General features: G+C 45.1%; 23 protein-coding genes and 3 tRNA genes. 15 read left to right on the top strand and 11 right to left on the bottom strand.

The window, feature by feature from the left end:
• Window positions 1–82: 82 nt before the first annotated feature.
• Genes AB6805_RS08920 through AB6805_RS08910 form a run of 3 tightly spaced genes read left to right on the top strand, consistent with a single transcriptional unit; the run spans window position 83 to window position 2,663 of the window.
• Window positions 83–472: a GxxExxY protein gene (locus AB6805_RS08920; protein ID WP_370909081.1), complete on the top strand. Its 390-nt coding sequence runs from the start codon at window positions 83–85 to the stop codon at window positions 470–472.
• Window positions 469–1,569 (top strand): carbohydrate-binding family 9-like protein, encoded by a 1,101-nt coding sequence (locus AB6805_RS08915; RefSeq protein ID WP_370909080.1) that lies wholly within the window; start codon window positions 469–471, stop codon window positions 1,567–1,569. The genes AB6805_RS08920 and AB6805_RS08915 overlap by 4 nt, the downstream gene beginning before the upstream one ends.
• Before the next feature lie 5 nt (window positions 1,570–1,574).
• Complete coding sequence (locus tag AB6805_RS08910; protein ID WP_370909079.1) at window positions 1,575–2,663, top strand: family 10 glycosylhydrolase; 1,089 nt, start codon at window positions 1,575–1,577, stop codon at window positions 2,661–2,663.
• A gap of 202 nt (window positions 2,664–2,865) precedes the next feature.
• Here the strand turns inward: AB6805_RS08910 and AB6805_RS08905 are convergent, their stop codons facing one another.
• On the bottom strand, window positions 2,866–5,154 hold the full coding sequence (locus AB6805_RS08905) for a GH92 family glycosyl hydrolase (protein WP_370909078.1): 2,289 nt from the start codon (window positions 5,152–5,154) through the stop codon (window positions 2,866–2,868).
• 63 nt (window positions 5,155–5,217) lie between these two features.
• On the bottom strand, window positions 5,218–6,429 hold the full coding sequence (locus tag AB6805_RS08900; protein ID WP_370909077.1) for a glycosyltransferase family 87 protein: 1,212 nt from the start codon (window positions 6,427–6,429) through the stop codon (window positions 5,218–5,220).
• A 327-nt stretch (window positions 6,430–6,756) separates the two neighbouring features.
• On the opposite strand from AB6805_RS08900, the gene AB6805_RS08895 reads away from it, so the two are divergent.
• Window positions 6,757–8,604, top strand: coding sequence for an ABC transporter ATP-binding protein (locus AB6805_RS08895; RefSeq protein WP_370909076.1), 1,848 nt, complete (start codon window positions 6,757–6,759; stop codon window positions 8,602–8,604).
• Window positions 8,605–8,684: 80 nt separating this feature from the next.
• On the opposite strand, the gene AB6805_RS08890 is transcribed toward AB6805_RS08895, so the two are convergent.
• Entirely contained in the window at window positions 8,685–9,056 is a 372-nt protein-coding gene (locus tag AB6805_RS08890) for a hypothetical protein (protein WP_370909075.1), read from the bottom strand.
• On the bottom strand, window positions 9,046–9,531 hold the full coding sequence (locus AB6805_RS08885; RefSeq protein ID WP_370909074.1) for a sigma factor-like helix-turn-helix DNA-binding protein: 486 nt from the start codon (window positions 9,529–9,531) through the stop codon (window positions 9,046–9,048). The genes AB6805_RS08890 and AB6805_RS08885 overlap by 11 nt, the downstream gene beginning before the upstream one ends.
• Window positions 9,532–9,639: 108 nt before the next feature.
• Between AB6805_RS08885 and AB6805_RS08880 the strand changes: the two genes are divergently transcribed.
• From AB6805_RS08880 to AB6805_RS08865, 4 genes are all read left to right on the top strand, one after another.
• Window positions 9,640–9,834 (top strand): hypothetical protein, encoded by a 195-nt coding sequence (locus AB6805_RS08880; protein ID WP_370909073.1) that lies wholly within the window; start codon window positions 9,640–9,642, stop codon window positions 9,832–9,834.
• Window positions 9,818–9,979 carry a type II toxin-antitoxin system RelE/ParE family toxin gene (locus AB6805_RS08875; RefSeq protein WP_370909247.1) on the top strand — a complete coding sequence of 54 codons (162 nt, stop codon included), beginning with the start codon at window positions 9,818–9,820 and terminating at the stop codon, window positions 9,977–9,979. The genes AB6805_RS08880 and AB6805_RS08875 overlap by 17 nt, the downstream gene beginning before the upstream one ends.
• The gene (locus AB6805_RS08870) at window positions 9,960–10,268 is read left to right on the top strand and encodes a helix-turn-helix domain-containing protein (protein WP_370909072.1); all 309 of its coding nucleotides are present in this window, start codon (window positions 9,960–9,962) and stop codon (window positions 10,266–10,268) included. The genes AB6805_RS08875 and AB6805_RS08870 overlap by 20 nt, the downstream gene beginning before the upstream one ends.
• Window positions 10,269–10,332: 64 nt before the next feature.
• Window positions 10,333–11,052, top strand: a complete 720-nt coding sequence (locus AB6805_RS08865; RefSeq protein WP_370909071.1) for a hypothetical protein — start codon at window positions 10,333–10,335, stop codon at window positions 11,050–11,052.
• A 19-nt stretch (window positions 11,053–11,071) separates the two neighbouring features.
• Here the strand turns inward: AB6805_RS08865 and AB6805_RS08860 are convergent, their stop codons facing one another.
• Both AB6805_RS08860 and AB6805_RS08855 read right to left on the bottom strand, forming a co-directional pair.
• Window positions 11,072–11,788 carry a hypothetical protein gene (locus tag AB6805_RS08860; protein WP_370909070.1) on the bottom strand — a complete coding sequence of 239 codons (717 nt, stop codon included), beginning with the start codon at window positions 11,786–11,788 and terminating at the stop codon, window positions 11,072–11,074.
• 29 nt (window positions 11,789–11,817) lie between these two features.
• Window positions 11,818–12,030 (bottom strand): helix-turn-helix transcriptional regulator, encoded by a 213-nt coding sequence (locus tag AB6805_RS08855; protein WP_370909069.1) that lies wholly within the window; start codon window positions 12,028–12,030, stop codon window positions 11,818–11,820.
• A 164-nt stretch (window positions 12,031–12,194) separates the two neighbouring features.
• Here AB6805_RS08855 and AB6805_RS08850 point away from each other — a divergent pair, with 164 nt between their 5' ends.
• Window positions 12,195–12,491: a hypothetical protein gene (locus AB6805_RS08850; protein WP_370909068.1), complete on the top strand. Its 297-nt coding sequence runs from the start codon at window positions 12,195–12,197 to the stop codon at window positions 12,489–12,491.
• A gap of 507 nt (window positions 12,492–12,998) precedes the next feature.
• On the opposite strand, the gene AB6805_RS08845 is transcribed toward AB6805_RS08850, so the two are convergent.
• The 3 genes from AB6805_RS08845 to AB6805_RS08835 form a co-directional block, all read right to left on the bottom strand.
• Window positions 12,999–13,274, bottom strand: coding sequence for a hypothetical protein (locus AB6805_RS08845; RefSeq protein ID WP_370909067.1), 276 nt, complete (start codon window positions 13,272–13,274; stop codon window positions 12,999–13,001).
• 155 nt (window positions 13,275–13,429) lie between these two features.
• Window positions 13,430–13,726, bottom strand: a complete 297-nt coding sequence (locus tag AB6805_RS08840; RefSeq protein ID WP_370909066.1) for a transcriptional regulator — start codon at window positions 13,724–13,726, stop codon at window positions 13,430–13,432.
• Window positions 13,723–14,106 carry a PleD family two-component system response regulator gene (locus AB6805_RS08835; protein ID WP_370909065.1) on the bottom strand — a complete coding sequence of 128 codons (384 nt, stop codon included), beginning with the start codon at window positions 14,104–14,106 and terminating at the stop codon, window positions 13,723–13,725. The genes AB6805_RS08840 and AB6805_RS08835 overlap by 4 nt, the downstream gene beginning before the upstream one ends.
• Before the next feature lie 884 nt (window positions 14,107–14,990).
• Here AB6805_RS08835 and AB6805_RS08830 point away from each other — a divergent pair.
• From AB6805_RS08830 to AB6805_RS08810, 5 genes are all read left to right on the top strand, one after another.
• Window positions 14,991–15,063 (top strand) — tRNA-Ile (locus AB6805_RS08830).
• A gap of 7 nt (window positions 15,064–15,070) precedes the next feature.
• Window positions 15,071–15,144: transfer RNA gene (locus tag AB6805_RS08825), tRNA-Gln, on the top strand.
• 38 nt (window positions 15,145–15,182) lie between these two features.
• Window positions 15,183–15,254: transfer RNA gene (locus AB6805_RS08820), tRNA-Phe, on the top strand.
• A 478-nt stretch (window positions 15,255–15,732) separates the two neighbouring features.
• Window positions 15,733–16,827, top strand: coding sequence for a slipin family protein (locus AB6805_RS08815; RefSeq protein WP_370909064.1), 1,095 nt, complete (start codon window positions 15,733–15,735; stop codon window positions 16,825–16,827).
• A 57-nt stretch (window positions 16,828–16,884) separates the two neighbouring features.
• Window positions 16,885–17,094, top strand: coding sequence for a YwbE family protein (locus tag AB6805_RS08810; RefSeq protein WP_079471660.1), 210 nt, complete (start codon window positions 16,885–16,887; stop codon window positions 17,092–17,094).
• On the opposite strand, the gene pth2 is transcribed toward AB6805_RS08810, so the two are convergent.
• Together pth2 and AB6805_RS08800 are read right to left on the bottom strand one after the other, a co-directional pair.
• The gene (pth2, locus tag AB6805_RS08805; RefSeq protein ID WP_370909063.1) at window positions 17,091–17,486 is read right to left on the bottom strand and encodes an aminoacyl-tRNA hydrolase; all 396 of its coding nucleotides are present in this window, start codon (window positions 17,484–17,486) and stop codon (window positions 17,091–17,093) included. The two genes, AB6805_RS08810 and pth2, sit on opposite strands and share 4 nt — an antisense overlap.
• A gap of 23 nt (window positions 17,487–17,509) precedes the next feature.
• Window positions 17,510–18,067 carry a hypothetical protein gene (locus AB6805_RS08800; RefSeq protein ID WP_370909062.1) on the bottom strand — a complete coding sequence of 186 codons (558 nt, stop codon included), beginning with the start codon at window positions 18,065–18,067 and terminating at the stop codon, window positions 17,510–17,512.
• Between the two features lie 96 nt (window positions 18,068–18,163).
• Between AB6805_RS08800 and recD the strand changes: the two genes are divergently transcribed.
• Complete coding sequence (gene recD, locus AB6805_RS08795) at window positions 18,164–19,981, top strand: exodeoxyribonuclease V subunit alpha (RefSeq protein ID WP_370909061.1); 1,818 nt, start codon at window positions 18,164–18,166, stop codon at window positions 19,979–19,981.
• The last annotated feature ends 32 nt before the right edge of the window (window positions 19,982–20,013 follow it).

The raw sequence follows: 20,013 nt of genomic DNA, 5'->3' as shown, positions 1-20,013 counted from the left end.
GGGCCGGATAGATTATCCGGCTCTTTTTTTATTGGAATGATTAAATTAGTGTCATTGTTTGTTTAACCTTAATACATAATGCATGATTAACCCAATTTATAAGCATTCTGAGCTTACCGGAAAAATTATTGGTTGCGCTATGCAAGTACATCGGATACTGGGGTCCGGATTTCAGGAAGTAATTTACCAGCGTGCATTGGCCATCGAAATGAGTGAAAAACAAATTCCATTTGAAAGAGAAAAAGACATGCCTATATACTATAAGGGTGAAGTAGTGGGAAGCAGGCGAGCTGATTTCCTGGTGGAAAACGTTGTTGCTGTAGAACTAAAGGCTTTATCATTAATGGAGCAATCAAACATCTTACAAGCCAAAAGCTATATCGAAGCATATAACGTAGAAACCGGATTACTTATTAACTTTGGCCGGCCAAGCTTAGAATTTAAAAGACTCATTAACGGAAAATATAAATGACAATAAATCCTTCCATCACAAAAAAAATTATCAGCGCAATCATTATAATCAGCGTAATCCTGAGTAAGACAACCTCCGCTCAAACCGGGCTGGAATTGTATAAACCCGCACACGAAACACCCCGCCACTACGTATGCCAGGAAACGAAAAACAAAGTAGTGATCGACGGTAAACTCGATGAAGCCGCCTGGCAACAAGCCGCCTGGACGGAAGATTTCAAAGATATTGAAGGCGATGCCAAACCCGCGCCGGCACTGCGCACCAGGGTGAAGATGATGTGGAACCAGCAATATCTTTATATCGCAGCTACGCTGCAGGAGCCACATATATGGGGAACGCTGGTGGAGCATGACGCCATTATTTTCCGGGACAATGATTTTGAAGTATTTATAGATCCCGATGGAGATACCCACCAATATTACGAGATAGAAATCAATGCTTTAAATACCGTGATGGACTTGTTTATGGGCAAGCCTTACCGCAACATGGGAGAGGCACTGATCAACTGGGACACCAAAGGAATTATCACTGCCATACATATTGATGGCACTATTAATAATCCGTCGGATACCGATAAAGAGTGGACAGTGGAGATGGCCGTGCCTTTCAGCGCCCTCAGCTTCTTCAATAAAAACCAACGGCCCGCAGAGAATAGCCTGTGGCGCATCAATTTTTCGCGGGTGGAGTGGGACACTGATATTAAAAACGGCAAGTACGTAAAACAACAGCAGCCAGAACACAACTGGGTTTGGTCGCCACAAGGAATTGTGAATATGCATGCACCGGAACGGTGGGGTTACCTGCTGTTTACCAGCAAAGCCAATACTACTTTCCAGCTACCTCCGGCGGAGGAAGCCAAACAATATCTCTGGCAGATTTACAGCGCCCAACTACAATTTAGGCAAGCCAATGGCCGTTATGCTAAAAACTTAAAAGAGCTGAAGATCTCTGAAAAACAAACCGGTACTAATAAAGAAGGATATACGTTATCAATGGAAGGCATTTCATTACAGTATAACGCCAGCGTTACCGGCAGTAGTTTTGCTGGTTCCGTAAATATCAACCAGGAAGGTAAAGTGTATAGTAACAGAAAATAAGCGCTATGGATAAACGTCTTTTTATAAAATCATTGGGCATCGGTGGATTGGCACTGGCGAAATCTACACTGCCAGCGAGCGCCGCTACTGCAAAAGAAACAGCGCCCACGCTGGAAAAGAATGCCGTGCAACACCGCGTGTGGATCAATCCGGATCATAAAGATACTCCCGCTATCTTAAAAGCAAGATACGCTGCTTACAGAAAAGCAGGGATCACGGATATCATGTTTGAGGAAGATAGCGAACTGCATTTTAAAACCGCTAAAGCCAACGGCATCAACGCTCACCGCTGGATGTGGACAATGAATCGCGGGGAAAAAGAATTGCTTGCCAGTCACCCGGAATGGTATGCGCAAAACCGCAAAGGTGAATCCTGCGCCAACCATCCTCCCTATGTGGATTACTACCGCTGGCTATGTCCCAGCAAACCGGAGGTGGTGAATTATCTGAAAGACCAGGTAGAAAAAATCCTTTCACTGGATTATGTCGATGGCATCCATCTCGACTATGTCCGTTACTGCGATGTGATATTACCCGTGAACCTTTGGAGTAATTATGGTATTGATCAGTCGAAGGAATTGCCCGAATACGATTTCTGCTATTGCGAACAATGCCGCAATGCCTATAAAGAAAAACATGGCGTAGATCCTTTACAAATAGAACATCCCGATCAAAGTCCTTCCTGGCGCAAGTTCCGCTACGACCGGATCACCAATGTGGTGAGCAATCTCGCACAGGTAGCCCGGCAACATAAAAAGCCAATTTCCGCGGCAGTATTCCCCACTCCGGAAATCGCCAAACGCATCGTACGCCAGGATTGGACCAACTGGCCTTTGAACGCCATCTGCCCAATGATTTATCATGGCTTTTACAGGGAAAACGTAAGCTGGATCGGCGATGCGGTAGCAGAAGGCGTGAAGGGGCTCCATGGCGCCTTCCCCTTATACGCAGGCCTATACCTTCCGGACTTCCACGGCAACTACGCCGACCTGGCCGAAGCCGTAAAACTAGCCATCCAGAACGGCGCGGCAGGCGTTTCCATCTTCGGCAACGTAACACCAGAGGTGTTGCGCGTGCTGGGCGAAAATGCTTAACGCGTAGGTTGTCTTTCTCGCTGATTACGCTGATTATGCTGATTACTTTGATTTTTACTTTTGGATTTTATAAAGCATTAAGGGAGATAGAAGCGGATATTTCGCTCTTATCTCCCTTAACTATTAAATCAAAAAAAATCAAAAAGTAAAAATCAAAGTAATCAGCATAATCAGCGTAATCAGCGAGAAAGACAAAATCCGCTTAAAGCGCGTTCGATGGCCTGTCCGCTGCGGCCTTACCAAAGCTGAGGTTGGGTTTGTTGCCCATTTTAACTACCAGCGTTCCGCCGGCTACCACATCCTGGTGAGTGATAAAACTTTTCGTATATGGTTTGCCGTTAAGGGTAGCGCTTTGGATATAGATGTTCTCTGCGCTATTGCCGATGGTTTGTACTGTGAACGTTTTACCGGCGCCTACTTTAATAGTTGCTTTGTCGAACAGCGGGCTGCCTAATACATAGGTGCCGCTGGCAGAGTTTTCAGGGTAGAAGCCAAGGGAGGAGAATACGTACCAGGACGACATTGCGCCACAATCTTCGTTACCTGCAAGACCTTCCGGCTGATCGAAGTAAAATTCTTTCATTACCTGTCTTACTTTTTCAGCGGTTTTCCATTGATAACCGGAGAAAGCGTACATGTAGGTGACGTGATGACTTGGCTCATTACCATGTGCATACATACCTATCAGGCCGGAGATATCACTGGAAGCTTCTGCGCCCATATCGCCTTTGGCGGTGAAGAGGCTGTCGAGTTTGTTGGTGAAGGCATCGTCGCCGCCCATGAGTTGAATCAGCCCTTCTACGTCCTGTGGTACCAGCCAGGTATATTGCCAGCCGTTACCTTCGGTGAAGTCGCCTTTTTCGTGGACAGAGTTAAACGGATCGTAAGGTGTTTTGAAACTGCCATCGCTCATACGCGGACGAACAAAACGGATGGTGCTATCGAAATAATTGCGGTAGTAAGCTGCGCGTTTTTTGTAGTATTCAAAGTCGGCAGTTTTGCCTAACTTCTTTGCCATGGCGGCAATGCACCAGTCGTCGATGGCGTATTCCATGGCTTTGGAAACGGATTCGTATTCTTTATCTGCCGGGATGTAACCCAATTCCTTTACGTATTTCAGGCCCAGGTCGTCGCGGTTAGCGGTAACTTTCATGGCTTCAAAAGCCTCTTCTGCGTTGAATCCTTTGAATCCTTTCAGGTAAGCGTCCACAATAGGCGGTACGGCGTGATAGCCTACCATACAGTTGGTTTCATTACCCATCAGCGGCCATACCGGCAATTTGCCTTGTTGTTTGTGGATGGTGAGCATGGAGTTCACGAAACTGTTCACCTTTTCAGGATGCAGGATGGTGGCGAGTGGCGCGCAGGAACGATAAATATCCCAGAGAGAAAATACGGAGTAGTTATCGAAGCCTGGATTGGTATATACTTTTTTATCGGTACCACGATAGCTGCCGTCATGATCATTGAACAATGCCGGATCAATCATGGTGTGATACATGGCAGTATAAAATACGCGGCGTGCGGCTTCGTCTTTTGTTTCAATGTTTACTTTAGCCAGTTCCTTGTCCCATTTAGCGTTAGCGCTGTTAATGGTTTTGATGAAGTCCCAGCCTGGTATTTCTGCTTTTATATTCGCCAGTGCGTTTTCGCTGCTTACGGGCGAAACGCCTACTTTCAGCATAACTTGTCCGGGTGATTTATCGAATACGATCACCCCTTTCGCTTCTTTCGATTTTACTTCTTTACCGGTTTGTTTATTATCTCCATCAAATACCAGGAATTGTTTCACCGGTACATTTGATTTAATGGCAAACCAGAGGCGTTGGTCTTCCGCCCATCCTTTGGAGTAGCGGTATCCTTCGAGGGTATATTCATCCACCTGGCGGATAAATGTTTCTACCGGCGCATCCCAGCCGATACCTTCTTTCAGGTCGATGATAATATTGGCAGGTTGATCTTTCGGGAAGGTGTACTTATGAAAAGCAACTCTTTCTGAAGCGGTTAATTCTGCTTTAATATTATAGTCGTCCAGTTGAACGGCGTAGTAACCTGGACGTGCAGTTTCGCGATCGTGGGAGTAGTGGGAACCGTATCCTGAAGTTGGATCTTCCTGTGTGCCGCGGTTGGTTCTCACCTTGCCGGTGTAGGGCATAATGAGCACGTCGCCCAGGTCGCCGATACCAGTTCCGCTGAGGTGCATCTGGGAAAAGCCTATTAATACGCTGTCTGAATAATGATATCCGGAGCACCAATCCCAACCTTTTACGATGTTGGTAGGACCTGTTTGTACTGCGCCGTATGGAACGCTGGCGCCAACAAATACGTGTCCATGGCCGCCGGAGCCGATATAAGGATCTACCGAAGCAACTGATTTACTCTCAACAAAGCCTGGCAATGGTGCTGACTTCTTCTGTGCACTTGTTTGAATGCCGTGAAACAGCATAGCAGATAACGCAAATGCACTACCTATCTTGAATCCCGTGTTCATAATCAAAAACCTTTAATAATGCGGCAATTTACGCCCGGATTATTACTTTTTTCGTTAATTTTTTCACAATACGGCAACGGGTTCCAATTCCTTGACAGGCGCGGGAGAAACATCTTTTTTCAATAAATATTTCCGGGTGTAGATCTGATAGACGATCACCAGCCACAATACCAGGCATGGCAAGGCTTTCACGGCATATGGCATCGCAATATTTCTCCTGAACCAGGGAGTAAGAATATCTGAATGGGAAAAACTGATCAGGAAGATGAGGAAAAACATAAATATGTTATTCCTTCTGGTGGATGGCTGCATAACATACCAAGTACATACCGCCGGTATAGCGATGATGTAGGTAGGCGACTCCGAACTGGTGCTGAAAAGTACCGGGAATATCAGCGTAGAGCAGAGTATATACAGCCGGTAACGGGAATTGTAGCGATCTGCTAACCGGGTATATTGTAAAAAGAAAAGTATTACCGCAGGAATGAGTACTACATTATTACTCAGGTCCGGCAAATGAAATACCCTTTTTATAAAGCCTCCGGCAGATATATCCTGGAACAGGATATTCGCGCCTTCATTCAGTTCGTTTTTGTGTACCAGTGCAGCATACCAATCAAAGTAACATTGAATAATATATTGGGGAGAAGATATGATCATGGGCAGTGCAAACATGACCGCGCCCCATAAAAACAGGTACCCGATAAACCGTTTGGGATTGGGGGTAAAGAAGAAGAATGCAAGTCCTACGATACCATAAAACTTTGTCAGCGTTCCCAGTGCAATAAAGAAAGCCGCCCAAAGTTCTTTCCCTTTAACCGTATGGGCAAAAGTGAGGATAATGAAAGCACCGATAAACTGGTTCATCTGGAACCAGCTGCTGGCGCCCATGAGCTCCATTGAACATAGCAGCAGGATAATATTCTGTTGCATGCGTAAGAGTGGCAGTTGCCGGATGGCATAAAATAAAACAGCGGAACCGGTGAGCGACCACAACATCGCTCCGAGGTGAATCTCCAAACCTGCAAAGGGAGCAATTACGAGGCTGAATAAGGGGCCATAAAGATTTACATCATAATAATCGGCCGGGTAGGGGATGTATAGTGGTTGCTGGTGAATGACGTGAAAGAATACATCTTTAAATATGCGGTAATTATTAAAATTATTCCGGGATACTTCCATGAAGGCGCCGATAAAGGACAGGCCAAACCATAAACTCATGATCAGCCATTCCTTTTCTGCCAGGTAAGTCAGCACATTCCTTTTTTCACGCATATCGATAATTGCTAATTAAATAAAAGCTATAGTACGCAGGTATAACGCACCTGGGAGGGGTATCCCTCTATTGTAGTTTTTATTTATTCAGCCCGGATATCCGGTACTCAACTGAAGTGCAGTACTAGTTTTCTGATGCCGCCCATTGTTTGGATTGCTCATTTACAGCGTATACAACGCCGGCAACAATCACACAACAAGCTATCAGCAAGGAAACGATCAATAATAACATAGCATTCTGGTTTATTCACATGAACTCAAATTTAAAACAAATCCTTTTAGATAATGCGCTTATGTTTGGAGAAGCAATTTTCGTAAATTACCGGTATGAGTGCAATGGCAACGCCCCGGAAAAAACGCCCGGGGAAAGACGAGAAATTAACCTTCAAAGAGCGGCTGGCGGCCCTTCGCAACCTGCCGGCATTTTTCAGGATGGTATGGCAAACCAGTCCGGGGCTCGCTATAGCGAACACTGTTCTCAGGGTGGCGCAATCTGCCATGCCGTTATCGTTGTTATATGTGGGCAAGCTGATCATCGACCAGGTGGTACATCTCACCAAAGATGCAGGGCACTCTACCACCTGGCTATGGCAACTGGTGGCGCTGGAATTCGGACTGGCCATATTATCCGATGCGCTAAGTCGCGCTATTTCCTTGCTGGATGGCCTTTTAGGCGATCTCTTTGCCAACCATACCTCCGTAAAGATCATGGAACATGCCGCCAAGCTGGACCTCGACCAATTTGAGGATGCTGAATTTTATGATAAGCTGGAACGTGCCCGGCAGCAAACCTCCGGCAGAACCGTGCTGCTGGCGCAGGTACTCAGCCAGGTACAGGATATCATCACGATTGTTTTCCTGGCGGCAGGACTGGTATTCTTCAATCCCTGGCTGATATTATTATTGTTGCTGGCGGTAATCCCGGCCTTCCTGAATGAATCGCACTTCAACGACCTGTATTATAAACTGGCCTGGGGCCAAACGTCCGACCGGCGTGAGCTGGATTATATCCGCTATCTCGGAGCAAGTGATGAAACGGCCAAAGAGGTAAAGGTGTTTGATCTTTCCAATTTCCTGATCAACCGCTTTAAGGTCATCTCCAATAAATTTTATACCGATAAAAAAGTACTGCAGATCAGGGACTCTATCTGGGGAACTGTTTTCGCGGTAGTTGGCGCCGCAGGATATTATGCCGCCTATGTGATCATCATCCTGCAAACGATCCAGGGGCATCTTACCATTGGCGACCTGGCTTTCCTGGCGGGGTCTTTCAGGCAGTTGCGTACCACCTTCCAGGGTATCCTTATCCGGTTTTCCAGTGTTACACAGGGCGCCCTTTACCTGCGCGACCTGTTTGAATATTTTGAGATACAGCCTAAAATGGTTCCGGTGCTTCATCCCCGGGCATTTCCGCGGCCTATTCAACAGGGATTTACTTTTGAAGATGTAGGCTTTAAATACATTAACTCCGACAAATGGGCCATCCGGCACCTTAACTTCACCCTGCATCCCGGCGAGAAATTAGCGCTGGTAGGGGAGAACGGCGCCGGCAAAACTACGTTGGTAAAGCTACTATCCCGCCTCTACGACCCGGTAGAAGGACGCATTTTGCTGGATGGCATAGATCTCCGTGAATATGATCTTAAAGAACTGCGTACGCAGGTAGGCGTTATATTCCAGGACTACCAGCGCTACCAGATGACGGTTTCCCAGAACATCGCCGTGGGAAACATTGCGCAAAGCAACAACCTTCCCATGATTGAGGACGCGGCCAGGCAAAGTCTTGCTTTCCCGCTCATAGAAAAAATGCCGCTCGGCTACGAACAGATGCTTGGGCGCCGCTTTAACCAGGGCATAGAACTCTCTGGTGGCGAGTGGCAAAAGATAGCACTGGCAAGGGCTTACATGAAAGATGCTCAACTCCTTATACTGGACGAGCCCACCTCCGCCCTCGACGCCCGGGCAGAATACAACGTATTTCTCCGGTTCGCTGATCTTACCCGTGATAAAACCGCCGTGTTAATATCCCACCGGTTTTCCACGGTACGCATGGCTAACCGCATCTTAGTGCTGGAACGCGGTACGCTGGTGGAAATCGGGAGCCATGAGGAACTGCTGGCCCGTAAAGGACGTTACGCCGAATTATTTGAATTGCAGGCTGCCGGATACAAATAAAGCGCCTCCCGGAGGGAGACGCTTCATAAAAACCTATGGCGGAAAGAAGAGGAAATCCCTCTTTCACTACAGGACGCAGCTCAACGGCTGGTACCCCTATTCTCTATCTTTTTATCGACGGGTAACGCCTCGCGGAGATAACACCACTTCAACGTAATGGCCAGCAGCAACATGATTAACGTAGCAACCACTCCTGCCCAAGGCACCTGTTTTCTTTCCTTTCTTGCGGCTTGCACCTTCTTCCAGGCCTGCTGCGGATAATAGTTGCCCATCTGTTTCAACTCCTCCTTCAAAGTAGCTTCCTTGCTTAACTCCGCAAACAACAACTGGTTCTCCTCACTGGCATCTATCCACGCCTCCAGCTCCTCACTTTCCGCTGCTGAAAGTGTGTTTTCCCAATACTTTATTATTAACCGGGACCGGTGGTAATATGATTCCAGATTATTCTGCAATGGATAAGAAGAAGTTTAATACGAGAAAAGTTTCCGGCTTCAGTCGCCAGTGCAATAACTCCTGCGCCCTTGCTTTCTGGGTTTTCACCCAGCTTACCGGCATCGACATCTCTGCCGCAATCTCTTCATTTTTCAGTTCCTCCACATAGCTAAGCTTGAAAACTTTACTGCAGCCCTCCGGCAGTGCAGCGATAGCCCGGTTTATTTCCCCGCCTACTTCCGCCCTTATAAAGGCAGCTTTTATACCCGCTTTATGCGCGTGGCAGGCATTCAGCACTTCTTTGTACAGGAACATTTTGATGGCCGGGAAATCATCGTCTTCATGCTCATAATTTATAAACACTTTTTGCACGATATCCTCTGCCATGGCGGAATCCGCGATCAAAAGATCAGCAAACCGGCAAAGGCGCAGGTATAGCAGGTCAAATAATGACTTCAGTTGGAGGTGAGATTGTTTTGGTAGGTGCGTGGACATTATAGTAAAAATAGGGAGAAAAGAGGGGATTAGCAAAGGGGGGATAAGTATTCTATATTTATAAAACACTAGTTGTTCTTTAGGGAAACTTTATGTATCCTTACAGTCGTGGAAACAAAGAAATATCGAAAAGTAGCTTTCTACAAGACCTATTTTGAAACATTTTTCAATGGTCAGAAAAAAGATGTTCAGGATAAAATACTCTGGACTTTAAAAGCAATTGAAGAATTAGAGAGGGTGCCAGAATCATATTTGAAACATCTTGAAGGAACGGAGGATTATATGAATAAAGCATGGTACTGACATTTTCCGCATTTTTTGTTTCTTTGATAAAGGGAAATTAATTGTACTGGCGAATGGTTTTCAAAAGAAAACACAGAAAACACCGAAGAATGAAATTACAAGAGCCTTGAAAATAAAAAGTGAATATGAAAAAGATCAAAAATAATAGTCTCACATCCCTTGATGACTTCATAAGTAAACATCATGGTAAACGAGGAACCGAAAAACGCGAAGAATTCGAAGCTGGATATGAAGTTTTTAAACTTGGTGCTTTATTACATGACGCAAGAATCGCTAAGGGTTTAACACAAGAACAACTTGGTGCAAAAGTGGGGAAGAATAAATCTTATATATCAAAAATTGAGAACGACATTAAAGAAATTAGACTTTCCACTTTACAGGAAATTGTAACGGTTGGATTAGGCGGAAGAGTTAATTTAACAATTGATCTTTGATTGATTTAAATTTACTAAGGTCCCTAACATCTCTGCTATCAACCATGCCAAAGCTATACTAATAATGCCATTGAACATCCCACAGCTTATTCTGCAGTTTATCGAAAACCAAACAGAGACGCGCACTATGTTATTGCCCTTTCATTACCCCAAAAAGGAGGAATGGGAGGAGTTTCAAAGCGGTTTCAGGTATCACGGTCTTTCGGGGGAAGATCTGACTTCAACTAAAGAAGGTGAATGGCAGCCCGGCTGGTACGTTATAGCTCTCAACGAAATGGATGATCCTTTTTTTATTGACCTGAACGAAGAAGCGTCGGGCTTTCCGGTTTATTATGCGTTGCATGGAGCGGGGCGATGGGATGCCATTGACCTTGGTTTCGATATTGTTTCTTTGGGCTACTTTTTAGAAAAGATGGAAAAGGCTGGTAAAGATAAAATAGCCTGCCTTCAGCTTGTAGAACTTTCTACAGATATCCAGAATCCTTTCTGGTTGGAACTTCACACGACCATACAGGAATGGGACGATGAAGAAGCGGAAAGCACAGAAATAGACCCCGCATTGCTCAGGTACGGAAAACTGGTCGTTACAGACGCCGGCCCCAACAAAGTAAAGGTGGCCAAATACCTCATGAAGATCTGGGATATTGGTCCGCAGGAAGCATTAGTCAGACTGACCCAACAGGATGTACTGGTAGCAAATGGCTTTCTTCTACACTTACAAAAGCATATTGATAATTTGCAGCAGCTTGGAGCTACAGTTGCCTGGTCTGATTTACCAATGTAAAATTCCAGGTCTGATAGGTTTAGGGAAACAATCCAATATTATCCACCACCACATTGTACAACCGGTCAACAATCAGCGATCTTCCGGCCACAAATCCTGACTCGTGCTGAGAAAACTCCGCATCTACAGCCACCTTATTGGCAATTACCGATTCTGTTTGTCCTTTATATTGCTGATGAATTTCATCGCTACGTTTCCTTGCAGCGCGTAAATGACCGGCAACCTGTGCCAGGTTAAGCACCGTTTCCAGCTGCGAAACAACTATATCCGGATGGAAATAAATAGCGCTGCTAAAGCCTTCCCAATCTTCATAACTTAAAAAGTCGTGCAGTACTAACAAACAATATACAGGAGGAGGTAAATATCCCAGTTCTTCTAAAGGCAGCCAAAATTTCCGCTGGATATTCTCTGTGGATTCAATGCTTTGTACAATGAGGGTCAAGGCTTCTTCTTTATTATTCTTTGTTTTTTTTAAGATGCGCTGGGATAGGGTAAAGCGCTCCCCGTCGATACTGGAGATCGTTTCGGCAATATCATAATTATGGATTGTCAAATGTTTCCTGGCTATTTCCGGCGAAACAGCCGTTTTATTTATGATAACCTGGACCATTTCGGCTTCAAATAAACGCCTTGCTTGCTCCACATTTCCATTTGTATGATTAAGCAGGTTAAGACCGTGGCGGGCGCCAATGGGGATTTGTTGACGAAGGAGGGCAAGACTTTCTTTATGTAACATTTAATGCGATCACTTGGGTCAGGAGTAGATTATTTAGCCTTTCTTAATACCAGCAATTCTCTTGCTTCAACGTCCAATGCTTCTGCAATCTTAAAAAGAGTTTCCACTGTCGGTTGCATTTGATTCGTGCACCATTTAGAAACGGTATTCCGATTCATATCTAAAGTTTCTGCTAACCAGTTATTTGTTTTGCCTTTTTCAGCGAGCACTGCTTTTATTCTATTGAATACTTTATCACCCATATTACTGCCTTATAAGCATATTTTTCATCAATATAAGCAGAAATACAATCATTCTGACAGCATAAAAATCACACAAATAAGCAGATTATCACAATAAATAATACGCATAATCACATTTATTATTACATTTTTACTATCTTAGCGCATAATAAAAATCTATTGTTATGCAAACCTCCCAATCCTTTTTTCATTATACACACTTATCCGGGCAGGAATCTGCTGATCCCATGCTCGCCATTAACCGCTTCTGCGAACTGTTTCCTCCTGCCGCAGCGCGACAAACACTGTGGCTCTGGCTTTCGGAAACACTCGCTGCGGAGGACACCCAATACGAGGACGCCCAACACAGAGCTGATCTGCTTTTACTTTACAACGAGCTGCTGAGACTATTGGACGCCAATTATCTTTTAAGCCTGTCAAAGGCGCCAAATAATAACGAGGCGCTGATTATATCCCTCTGATATCAACTCCATTTCAAATGAGCAGCATTGACCCCAAAGCGGGCTGCATAGGGGTATGCAGCTGGCTTGCAAACATCTGGATCTGGGCGCAAATGACAAGATCCGGTTGCCGGGGTCAATGCTTATTTGTAAAATTGTCGAAATTTACCGGTAAGCCAAATGCAGGATTTAAGAAAACAGGTGTAAACCTATTTCAGGATTATCTCACTAAGGTGTAAACCTATTTCAGGACGAGACATAGTGTATTGGGAGTGTATGGGAAGTGTATCATGAGTGTATGAGGAGTGTATAGGAAGTGTATGGGAACTATATGGGAACTATATAGGGACTATATAGGGACTATATGGGGAGTACGACACATACGCTACTCCTAAGTAACTGAGAAGTATCCAAGAAGTATCCGAGAAGTATAGCAGCAGTATTAAGCAGTTCAGCTTGCTGTTGACCTCCACAAAAAAGCCCGGCATCGCTGCCAGGCCAGTTCCATAAACCCATTATCTTCAGAGGTTATACAATTTTATACCACGGCAAGCCGTCACAGCCTTTCGGGTGGTGAATGGATGGCCGGATACTGGTACCATTGATTTCAAACCAGGGAAAAGAACTCCAGCCATGTGGATGGTGTATTGTAGGATATAGTTTATCCTCCCGCACCTCGTACCAGGGTAGGGAACGGGAGCCACCCGCGTGGTGGATAGTAGTAAAAACATTATTGTCTCTTATTTCATATTCTGCTAATGAACGCCCACCATCAGGATGATGCAATGTTCTGTGGAGTTTCATGGTTAATAATTTTGTAGTAAATAAATTTGGTTAACGGTTATACTTTGGGTTTACTAAACAGTAACGAATATAATAAAATATCTGGTTAGGAAAACATACCAATAGCACAAAAAATATTGGGATAAACAGGCAAAATTTCCCGCCGCATCCGGAAGTTATGGCACAATTAATTTATACCCTTTACCACGTACATTATGAATTCTTGAACCCGGGTGATCTTTAATAATGCGCTTGAGCCTGGATATGTATACGTACAATTTATTAATATCGTGATGCTCCTTTCCGAAAACCGTATCCATAATTGCTTCCATGCTTATTAGTTCATTGCGGTTATCATACAGGCATCTGTAAACCTTCTTCACTCCTGGTGCAACTTTTCTTGGCCTTCCGTGGGAGCCGTAAAACTCATTATCTCCGGGAGAATAATAAGGCACCCTTATAGTTCCTTTCATAAGATGTAATTATTGGTGTAGATAAGAGACGCCTGCAATCTGCCTGTCAACTCGCGCAGGTTAAAAGTTTTAGGGAAATAACCATTTGCACCTCCTCTGCCAAATACTTCTGCTGATACCAGTGCCAGATCTTCACCGGATAAATAAAAGATAGGTATCTGGCTATCCCTGCTACGTATACGTTCACCAAGATCAATCCCATTCATGCGGGGCATCACAATATCCAACAAACAGGAGTGAAATGACATTTCATTAAACAGCATCCATGCGTGCTCTCCGTCAAAAGCGCTGTAAACTTCAAGTCCTTGCTGATGGAGGATTTTTTTTACAATGCCGGAAAATATAGTGTCGTCATCGGCATGTAGAATGCAGTGTTTCATAGAAGGTTAAATGGATTACAGGTGATAATAAATTAGCTAAGAGTGCTGAATGGCAAGGCGCCAGCATAATCGTATATGCTTTCCGTTTACCTGAAATATATTTATGATAATCTCTCATACACTCCGATTAATAACCCAAAGAAAAAAACTATTCATCACTAAACCCGAAATCTTAACGGAAAAATTTAATTCTAAAAATCAAAGTGAAGTTCAAACTATCAAAACAACAAAATCTACTACAATAAAGGGTTTCGTAAGTATACATGATCTTCATTTGTTAATCAGCATTAACAAACATTTGATAAAGTTAGCAGTCCGAAATATTTGTTAATGCACCAGGTATTTACATTTCATTAATAAACGCCAAAGTATACGCATAAACGAAGTTCTCCCTGCTTATAAATGCTGTCTTATTTATCTATCCAAAAAATATTTTTAAAATTTATTTGGAGATATTAAAAAAATATCCTCACCTTTGCATCAACAAAAAAAACAACAAACATGTACCGCTCAATTTTTAACATACAATCAAAACACCAGTTTAGTCTGATACCAGGCTATACCAGTGGCGGGGCATGTTATGCTGATGAATAAGTTGAAATAACGAATTCGATATAACACAGGCCCCGCAAGAGATTGCGGGGCTTTTTATTTGTACTAAAAACTAAAAATGCGCATGCAAATGCATATTGATAACATACAATTTAGTAACGATCATAACAAACCATTGTTATCGGTTTGCTATCGCTATGAAATATTTCATCAACGACACCGGTGTCGACGAACATAAGTAACGCTTATGTATATACGTAGAAACCGGTCGTGCTGAACGCCCGGTTTTTTTATGCCTGATAAGAGCCGCCGCAGAAGCACAGACACAAAACAGTCCGGTAGCTCAACGGTCAGAGCACCTGCCTTATACGCAGCCGGCTATTGGTTCAAATCCAATCCGGACTACATAAAAAGCCCTGTAGCACAATTGGTTAGCGCGTCTGCATTTGGAGCAGAAGGTTATTGGTTCGAGTCCAATCAGGGTTACAAAATAGGTGAGTAAGCAACATAGCTATTCACTAACCGGATGAATAGCTCCAATGGTAGAGCAGCGGTTTGAAGCACCGCCTGTGCAGGTTCGACTCCTGCTTCATCCACCCCGCAAATGAAAAGCATTTGCTAAAAAAGCTTCCTCAACAGGAAGACGGGAACAGATGTTCTTCAAAGCAACCCAGGCAGGGGTATCACACTACTCCGCAGTGCAGCCGTAATAACGAACTGTATGCTGTTGCCGCAAAACACTGTTCCCGCCATAGAATCTATGGGTAGAAGGTTCGAATCCTTCCCGTCCTTGAAAAACGGTAGCTCATCGGTTAGAGCAATAGACAATCACAGAAGGACTGTAAATCCTTTACAACAACAAACAAAGCCAGGGCTCACCGCCCCGCCGCCTCATCAAAAGGATGATGCCGCAGGAGGGTAAACACCTGCAAACAAGGACTACATCAGCCCCTTATCATCACTTAGCACTTCCGCCCTAACTGATGAATAAGCACTGATCAACACCTGGTTTCCGTGTTCATCATCCGGGCAACAGCACTGGCTTTTTTATCAACACCCCCAAAATGAAAGAAAATGAAAAGAGTAACCATCAACGCCTACGAAAGAGGCCTGGTTTTTAAAAACGGCGTTTACCAGCGAATGCTGCAGGTAGGCCGCCACTGGCTGATCAACGAAGATGTAACCATCTACGATATCAACAAGCCATTCATCGCGCCGGTAGAACTGAACATCCTCCTGCAGGATGCAGACATAGTCAACGCATTGCAGGTAGTGGAAGTAAAAGAAACTGAAATTGTGCTGCACTATGAAAATGGATTACTGAAGCAGGTATTGACCGCCGGCAGATATGCCTTCTGGAAAAATATCATCGACAACAAATTCGTTCGCGCAGATATCTCCAAAATAGCGATCACTGAAAATATAGACAGGTCCACGCTGTGCCACCGGCTGGTAGCACCTTACGTAAGAACCTTCAGCGTGGAAAACTACGAACAGGCCGTGATGCTGGTAGATGGTAAGTATGCCATGACCCTGTACCCAGGCGTTTATTGCTGGTGGAAGAATAACATCACTATCACCGTTAGTAAAATAGATACCCGGCAGTTGCAGGTGGAAGTAAATGGACAGGAAATCCTGACCAAAGACAAAGCAGCACTGCGAATCAACGCATGGGCACAGTATCGGGTTACAGACATCAATAAAGCCGTGTTGCAAAACAAGGAATACGAACGGCAGCTGTATGTACAGCTGCAGCTGGCTTTGCGGGAATACATCGCCGTCCTGAACTTCGATGAATTGCTGGAAAAGAAAGATACCCTGGCGCCGGCTATACTGAAAGCAGTAAGCACAAAGGCGGAAGTTCTCGGCATTAACGTGACCAGCTTCGGTATCCGGGATATCATCTTGCCAGGTGATGTGAAAGACATCATGAACCAGGTACTGGTAGCCGAAAAGAAAGCACAGGCCAATATCATCATGCGAAGGGAAGAAACTGCCAGCACCAGGAGCCTGCTCAATACCGCCAAACTCATGGAAGACAATCCCATGCTGTTTAAATTGAAGGAAATGGAGTATGTGGAAAAAATCGCGGAAAAGATCAACAGCATCAGCGTCAGCGGAAACGGTGTACTGATAGATCAGCTGCGGCAAATCTTCATCCCTAAATAAAAAAAGGTGGGTCATATGATGATCCACCGTTTTTATAAAATCTGTAGCTTTGCAATTATGGACGGACAATATAGAAAAGATATCTACCCTGGCCTGGAAGTGGCCATCATCCTGAAGAAAGATCAACGCAGCGGTAAAAAAACCTATGGCATTGTAAAAGATCTCCTCACCTCTGCCGCTTATCATTCCCGCGGTATCAAAGTACGGCTGGAAGACGGACAGGTAGGCAGGGTGGTAGAAACGGATGTGGTAGGAGACGAAGACTAAAGCAACTTCAGATCCTTCGTGATCCGGTCTATCTCCTCATTTGAATTAGGCCCGATGGCACAACAGGTTTTGGTGGGCACACCACCAAATTCTGTTAACCCCGAATCCGTAATCAACGTGGCATTCAGACCATCTTCCACCGCCTGCTGGTACACCCTTTCCAGGTCTTCTTCAGAATCTACCGACAAACAAATCTTTGTAAACCCTTTCGTCATCCACTCCGATACCTCTTCCGGATTCCTGATACTGGTTTGCAACGTATGCCCGTCGATGGTGGCATGGCGCGTCAAAAAAGCAATGGAAGCATGGGCGCCCTGTGCAATCATTTTTCCCTTGCGCATATTCAAATCTTTGCGCATCACTATTACCTGCTTAACTATCCTGGATGACATATCTCACTGTTTAAGCAGCTAATTTACAAAATTACATAGCCAAAGTTAATGCGTACACTGGGATACACCGTATTACTATAACTATCGTCCGACACAAAAGAAACACCGAAGCGGCTTTCAAAACTAAAATGACGGCCCCAACTGCGCTGCATTCCCCAGGCGGGTGTAAAAACAGCCGTGCCACGGGGAGAATAATCGTCCGTAGCCGTAATAGGACGGCCCTGGTAGCCTCCCGTAAAACTGAAAAAATTTCCGGCATTGTTATCTATCCGTTTATTCCGCTCAGCCCGCCGGGCAATACCATAGTACTGCCTGAACTCTGCCGAAAAAACCGGGTAAAGCGCAAACTCCCATTCTTCTCCTAAATAACTGCTGTTGGAATAGGAAACGCCCATCTCAATTCCCGCTTCCAGGTTAAGGGTGGCATATTTTAACAAACGTAATTCGTAATTTACATTAGCACCCACCAGGGAAATATTTGCTTTCAGCTGACCTGGTTTTCTCCAGAGATCTTCCTGAGCGCTGGCATGCAAACAAATAAATAAAAAAATGAAGCTAAGGGTTAGCAATTTCTTTGTCATAGTGTATAGAAATAGGTTTAGAATCCCCACAATATATAGTGTTTCAGGGGAAGCAGAAAAAGTTGTACTTTAATCTTTTCAAGTGTCCAGATAAGAATGCGAAACATACCCACCCTAAACGATGTACACCAGCAATTTGCCGAGTATTTTGATATACCGGCGCTGAAACCGTACGCTTATCTGTTATCAAAGAAAGGCAGCGAAGGACATATCTGTCTTCATCTCGATAAAATAGCCGCAGAAAAAGAAAATCTCCCGGAATCCTACCAGAAAATAGAAACCAGCAATCAATTGCTGGAAAGCATTCCACTGGTAGGCACGGAGGGCAACGATAAACAGCCCTTTGTAATTTACCAGAACCGGCTGTACCTGCAACGCTATTTCCGGTATGAAACAGCGTTCCTTCAAAGTATCCGGCAATTCCTGGTAAAGGAAAAAACACAATTGCCTGAAAGGATTGCCCTGTTGCAACAACAGCAACCACTGATCAGTAAACTGTTTGCCGCCACCGGCAGTAATGATAATAACGATCCGGCCGATTGGCAGCTGGCTGCCGCCATCACCGGGGTACTGAATAATTTTACCATCATCACCGGCGGCCCGGGTACCGGGAAAACCACTACCGTAGCTAAAATACTGGCCATCCTGTTTGCCACTGATCCGGCGTTGAAAGTAGCGCTGGCAGCGCCTACCGGTAAAGCCGCCGCCCGTATGGCGGAAAGCCTGCGCAATACTACACTCGAAGTAGATGCGCCCATCTTTGAAAAGTTCCGGCAGCTGCAACCCGCTACCATACACCGTTTGCTGAAGTCTGTTAACGGCAGCCCGTATTTCAGGCACAATAAAGATAATCCGCTTAACTACGATGTGGTGATCATCGATGAGTGCTCCATGATAGATGTGGCGCTGTTTGCCAAGCTGCTGGACGCCATCCATCCGGATACGCGCCTTATTTTGCTGGGCGACAAAGACCAGCTGGCCTCCGTGGAAGCCGGCAGTCTGTTCGGTGACCTCTGCCAGGCACAGGAACACCTGAACCGCTTTAGCTCCGTCCGCCGCCAGCTGATCAATAGTTTTATACCGGAAGAAAACCGGCAGATTCCCGCCGTAGCAGAACAAAACGATGACCATCACCCGTTGTTCCAACATCTCGTGGAATTGCGGCGCAGCCACCGTTTCACCGGCGACAAAGGCATTGGTAAATTCAGTAAGGCCATCATCAGTAATAATGTACCGGTAATAACTTCTTTTTTTCCGCCTTCGGCAGATGAACAGGTAATCGTTGACCCGGACGCTTCGGTACAGCTGTTCGAAGACTTCATTGCCGGCTACGCCGCTTTCATCGCAGAAAAGGATATCGCTACCGCGCTCAAACTCCTGAACGCGCAGCGTGTACTCACCGCCGTAAGGGAGGGCCCGCAGGGGCTTTACGCCGTAAACAAACAAATAGAAAAATATTTATTCGATAAAAAACTGATCACCGCCAATGGGGAATTCTATGAAAACCGGCCGGTGATCCTTACCCGTAACTATTATGAACATGGTTTGTTCAATGGCGATACCGGCATCATTCGTGCAGATGAAAACGGGGTGCTCATGGCCTGGTTTGAAGACAGCACCGGCGCCTTAAAAGCCGTGCTGCCCGGCTATTTAACCCAGGCGGAAACCGCCTTTGCCATGACCATCCATAAAAGCCAGGGTTCTGAATTCGGAGAAGTACTGGTACTGTTGCCGGATACCACCGATGTACCCATTCTCACCAGGGAACTGTTGTACACCGCTGTAAGCCGTGCAAAAAACAAAGTGTATGTACAGGGAACGCCGGAGGTAATACTCATGGCGGCAGAACGCTTCGTGGAAAGGGCCTCCGGCATCGCCTCGAGGTTCAGGGAAGTGAATGCAGCTGCAAATTAAATCACCTGCTTCGGGAATGGCGGAGTGCAAAC

This window comes from Chitinophaga sp. RCC_12, assembly GCF_041360695.1.
Lineage (GTDB): Bacteria > Bacteroidota > Bacteroidia > Chitinophagales > Chitinophagaceae > Chitinophaga.
The sequence above is the reverse complement of the archived record's forward strand: the minus strand, read 5'-3'. Positions and strand labels throughout refer to the sequence as shown.

Coding starts and splice junctions, on each gene's coding strand:
- AB6805_RS08845 (WP_370909067.1), bottom strand. CDS start 13,274: ATGAAACTCCACAGAACATTGCATCATCCTGATGGTGGGCGTTCATTA.
- AB6805_RS08835 (WP_370909065.1), bottom strand. CDS start 14,106: ATGAAACACTGCATTCTACATGCCGATGACGACACTATATTTTCCGGC.
- AB6805_RS08860 (WP_370909070.1), bottom strand. CDS start 11,788: ATGTTACATAAAGAAAGTCTTGCCCTCCTTCGTCAACAAATCCCCATT.
- AB6805_RS08915 (WP_370909080.1), top strand. CDS start 469: ATGACAATAAATCCTTCCATCACAAAAAAAATTATCAGCGCAATCATT.
- AB6805_RS08870 (WP_370909072.1), top strand. CDS start 9,960: ATGAAAAAGATCAAAAATAATAGTCTCACATCCCTTGATGACTTCATA.
- AB6805_RS08800 (WP_370909062.1), bottom strand. CDS start 18,067: ATGACAAAGAAATTGCTAACCCTTAGCTTCATTTTTTTATTTATTTGT.
- AB6805_RS08855 (WP_370909069.1), bottom strand. CDS start 12,030: ATGGGTGATAAAGTATTCAATAGAATAAAAGCAGTGCTCGCTGAAAAA.
- AB6805_RS08885 (WP_370909074.1), bottom strand. CDS start 9,531: ATGTCCACGCACCTACCAAAACAATCTCACCTCCAACTGAAGTCATTA.
- AB6805_RS08910 (WP_370909079.1), top strand. CDS start 1,575: ATGGATAAACGTCTTTTTATAAAATCATTGGGCATCGGTGGATTGGCA.
- AB6805_RS08895 (WP_370909076.1), top strand. CDS start 6,757: ATGAGTGCAATGGCAACGCCCCGGAAAAAACGCCCGGGGAAAGACGAG.
- AB6805_RS08900 (WP_370909077.1), bottom strand. CDS start 6,429: ATGCGTGAAAAAAGGAATGTGCTGACTTACCTGGCAGAAAAGGAATGG.
- recD (WP_370909061.1), top strand. CDS start 18,164: ATGCGAAACATACCCACCCTAAACGATGTACACCAGCAATTTGCCGAG.
- AB6805_RS08850 (WP_370909068.1), top strand. CDS start 12,195: ATGCAAACCTCCCAATCCTTTTTTCATTATACACACTTATCCGGGCAG.
- AB6805_RS08810 (WP_079471660.1), top strand. CDS start 16,885: ATGGACGGACAATATAGAAAAGATATCTACCCTGGCCTGGAAGTGGCC.
- AB6805_RS08815 (WP_370909064.1), top strand. CDS start 15,733: ATGAAAAGAGTAACCATCAACGCCTACGAAAGAGGCCTGGTTTTTAAA.
- pth2 (WP_370909063.1), bottom strand. CDS start 17,486: ATGTCATCCAGGATAGTTAAGCAGGTAATAGTGATGCGCAAAGATTTG.
- AB6805_RS08840 (WP_370909066.1), bottom strand. CDS start 13,726: ATGAAAGGAACTATAAGGGTGCCTTATTATTCTCCCGGAGATAATGAG.
- AB6805_RS08865 (WP_370909071.1), top strand. CDS start 10,333: ATGCCATTGAACATCCCACAGCTTATTCTGCAGTTTATCGAAAACCAA.
- AB6805_RS08920 (WP_370909081.1), top strand. CDS start 83: ATGATTAACCCAATTTATAAGCATTCTGAGCTTACCGGAAAAATTATT.
- AB6805_RS08905 (WP_370909078.1), bottom strand. CDS start 5,154: ATGAACACGGGATTCAAGATAGGTAGTGCATTTGCGTTATCTGCTATG.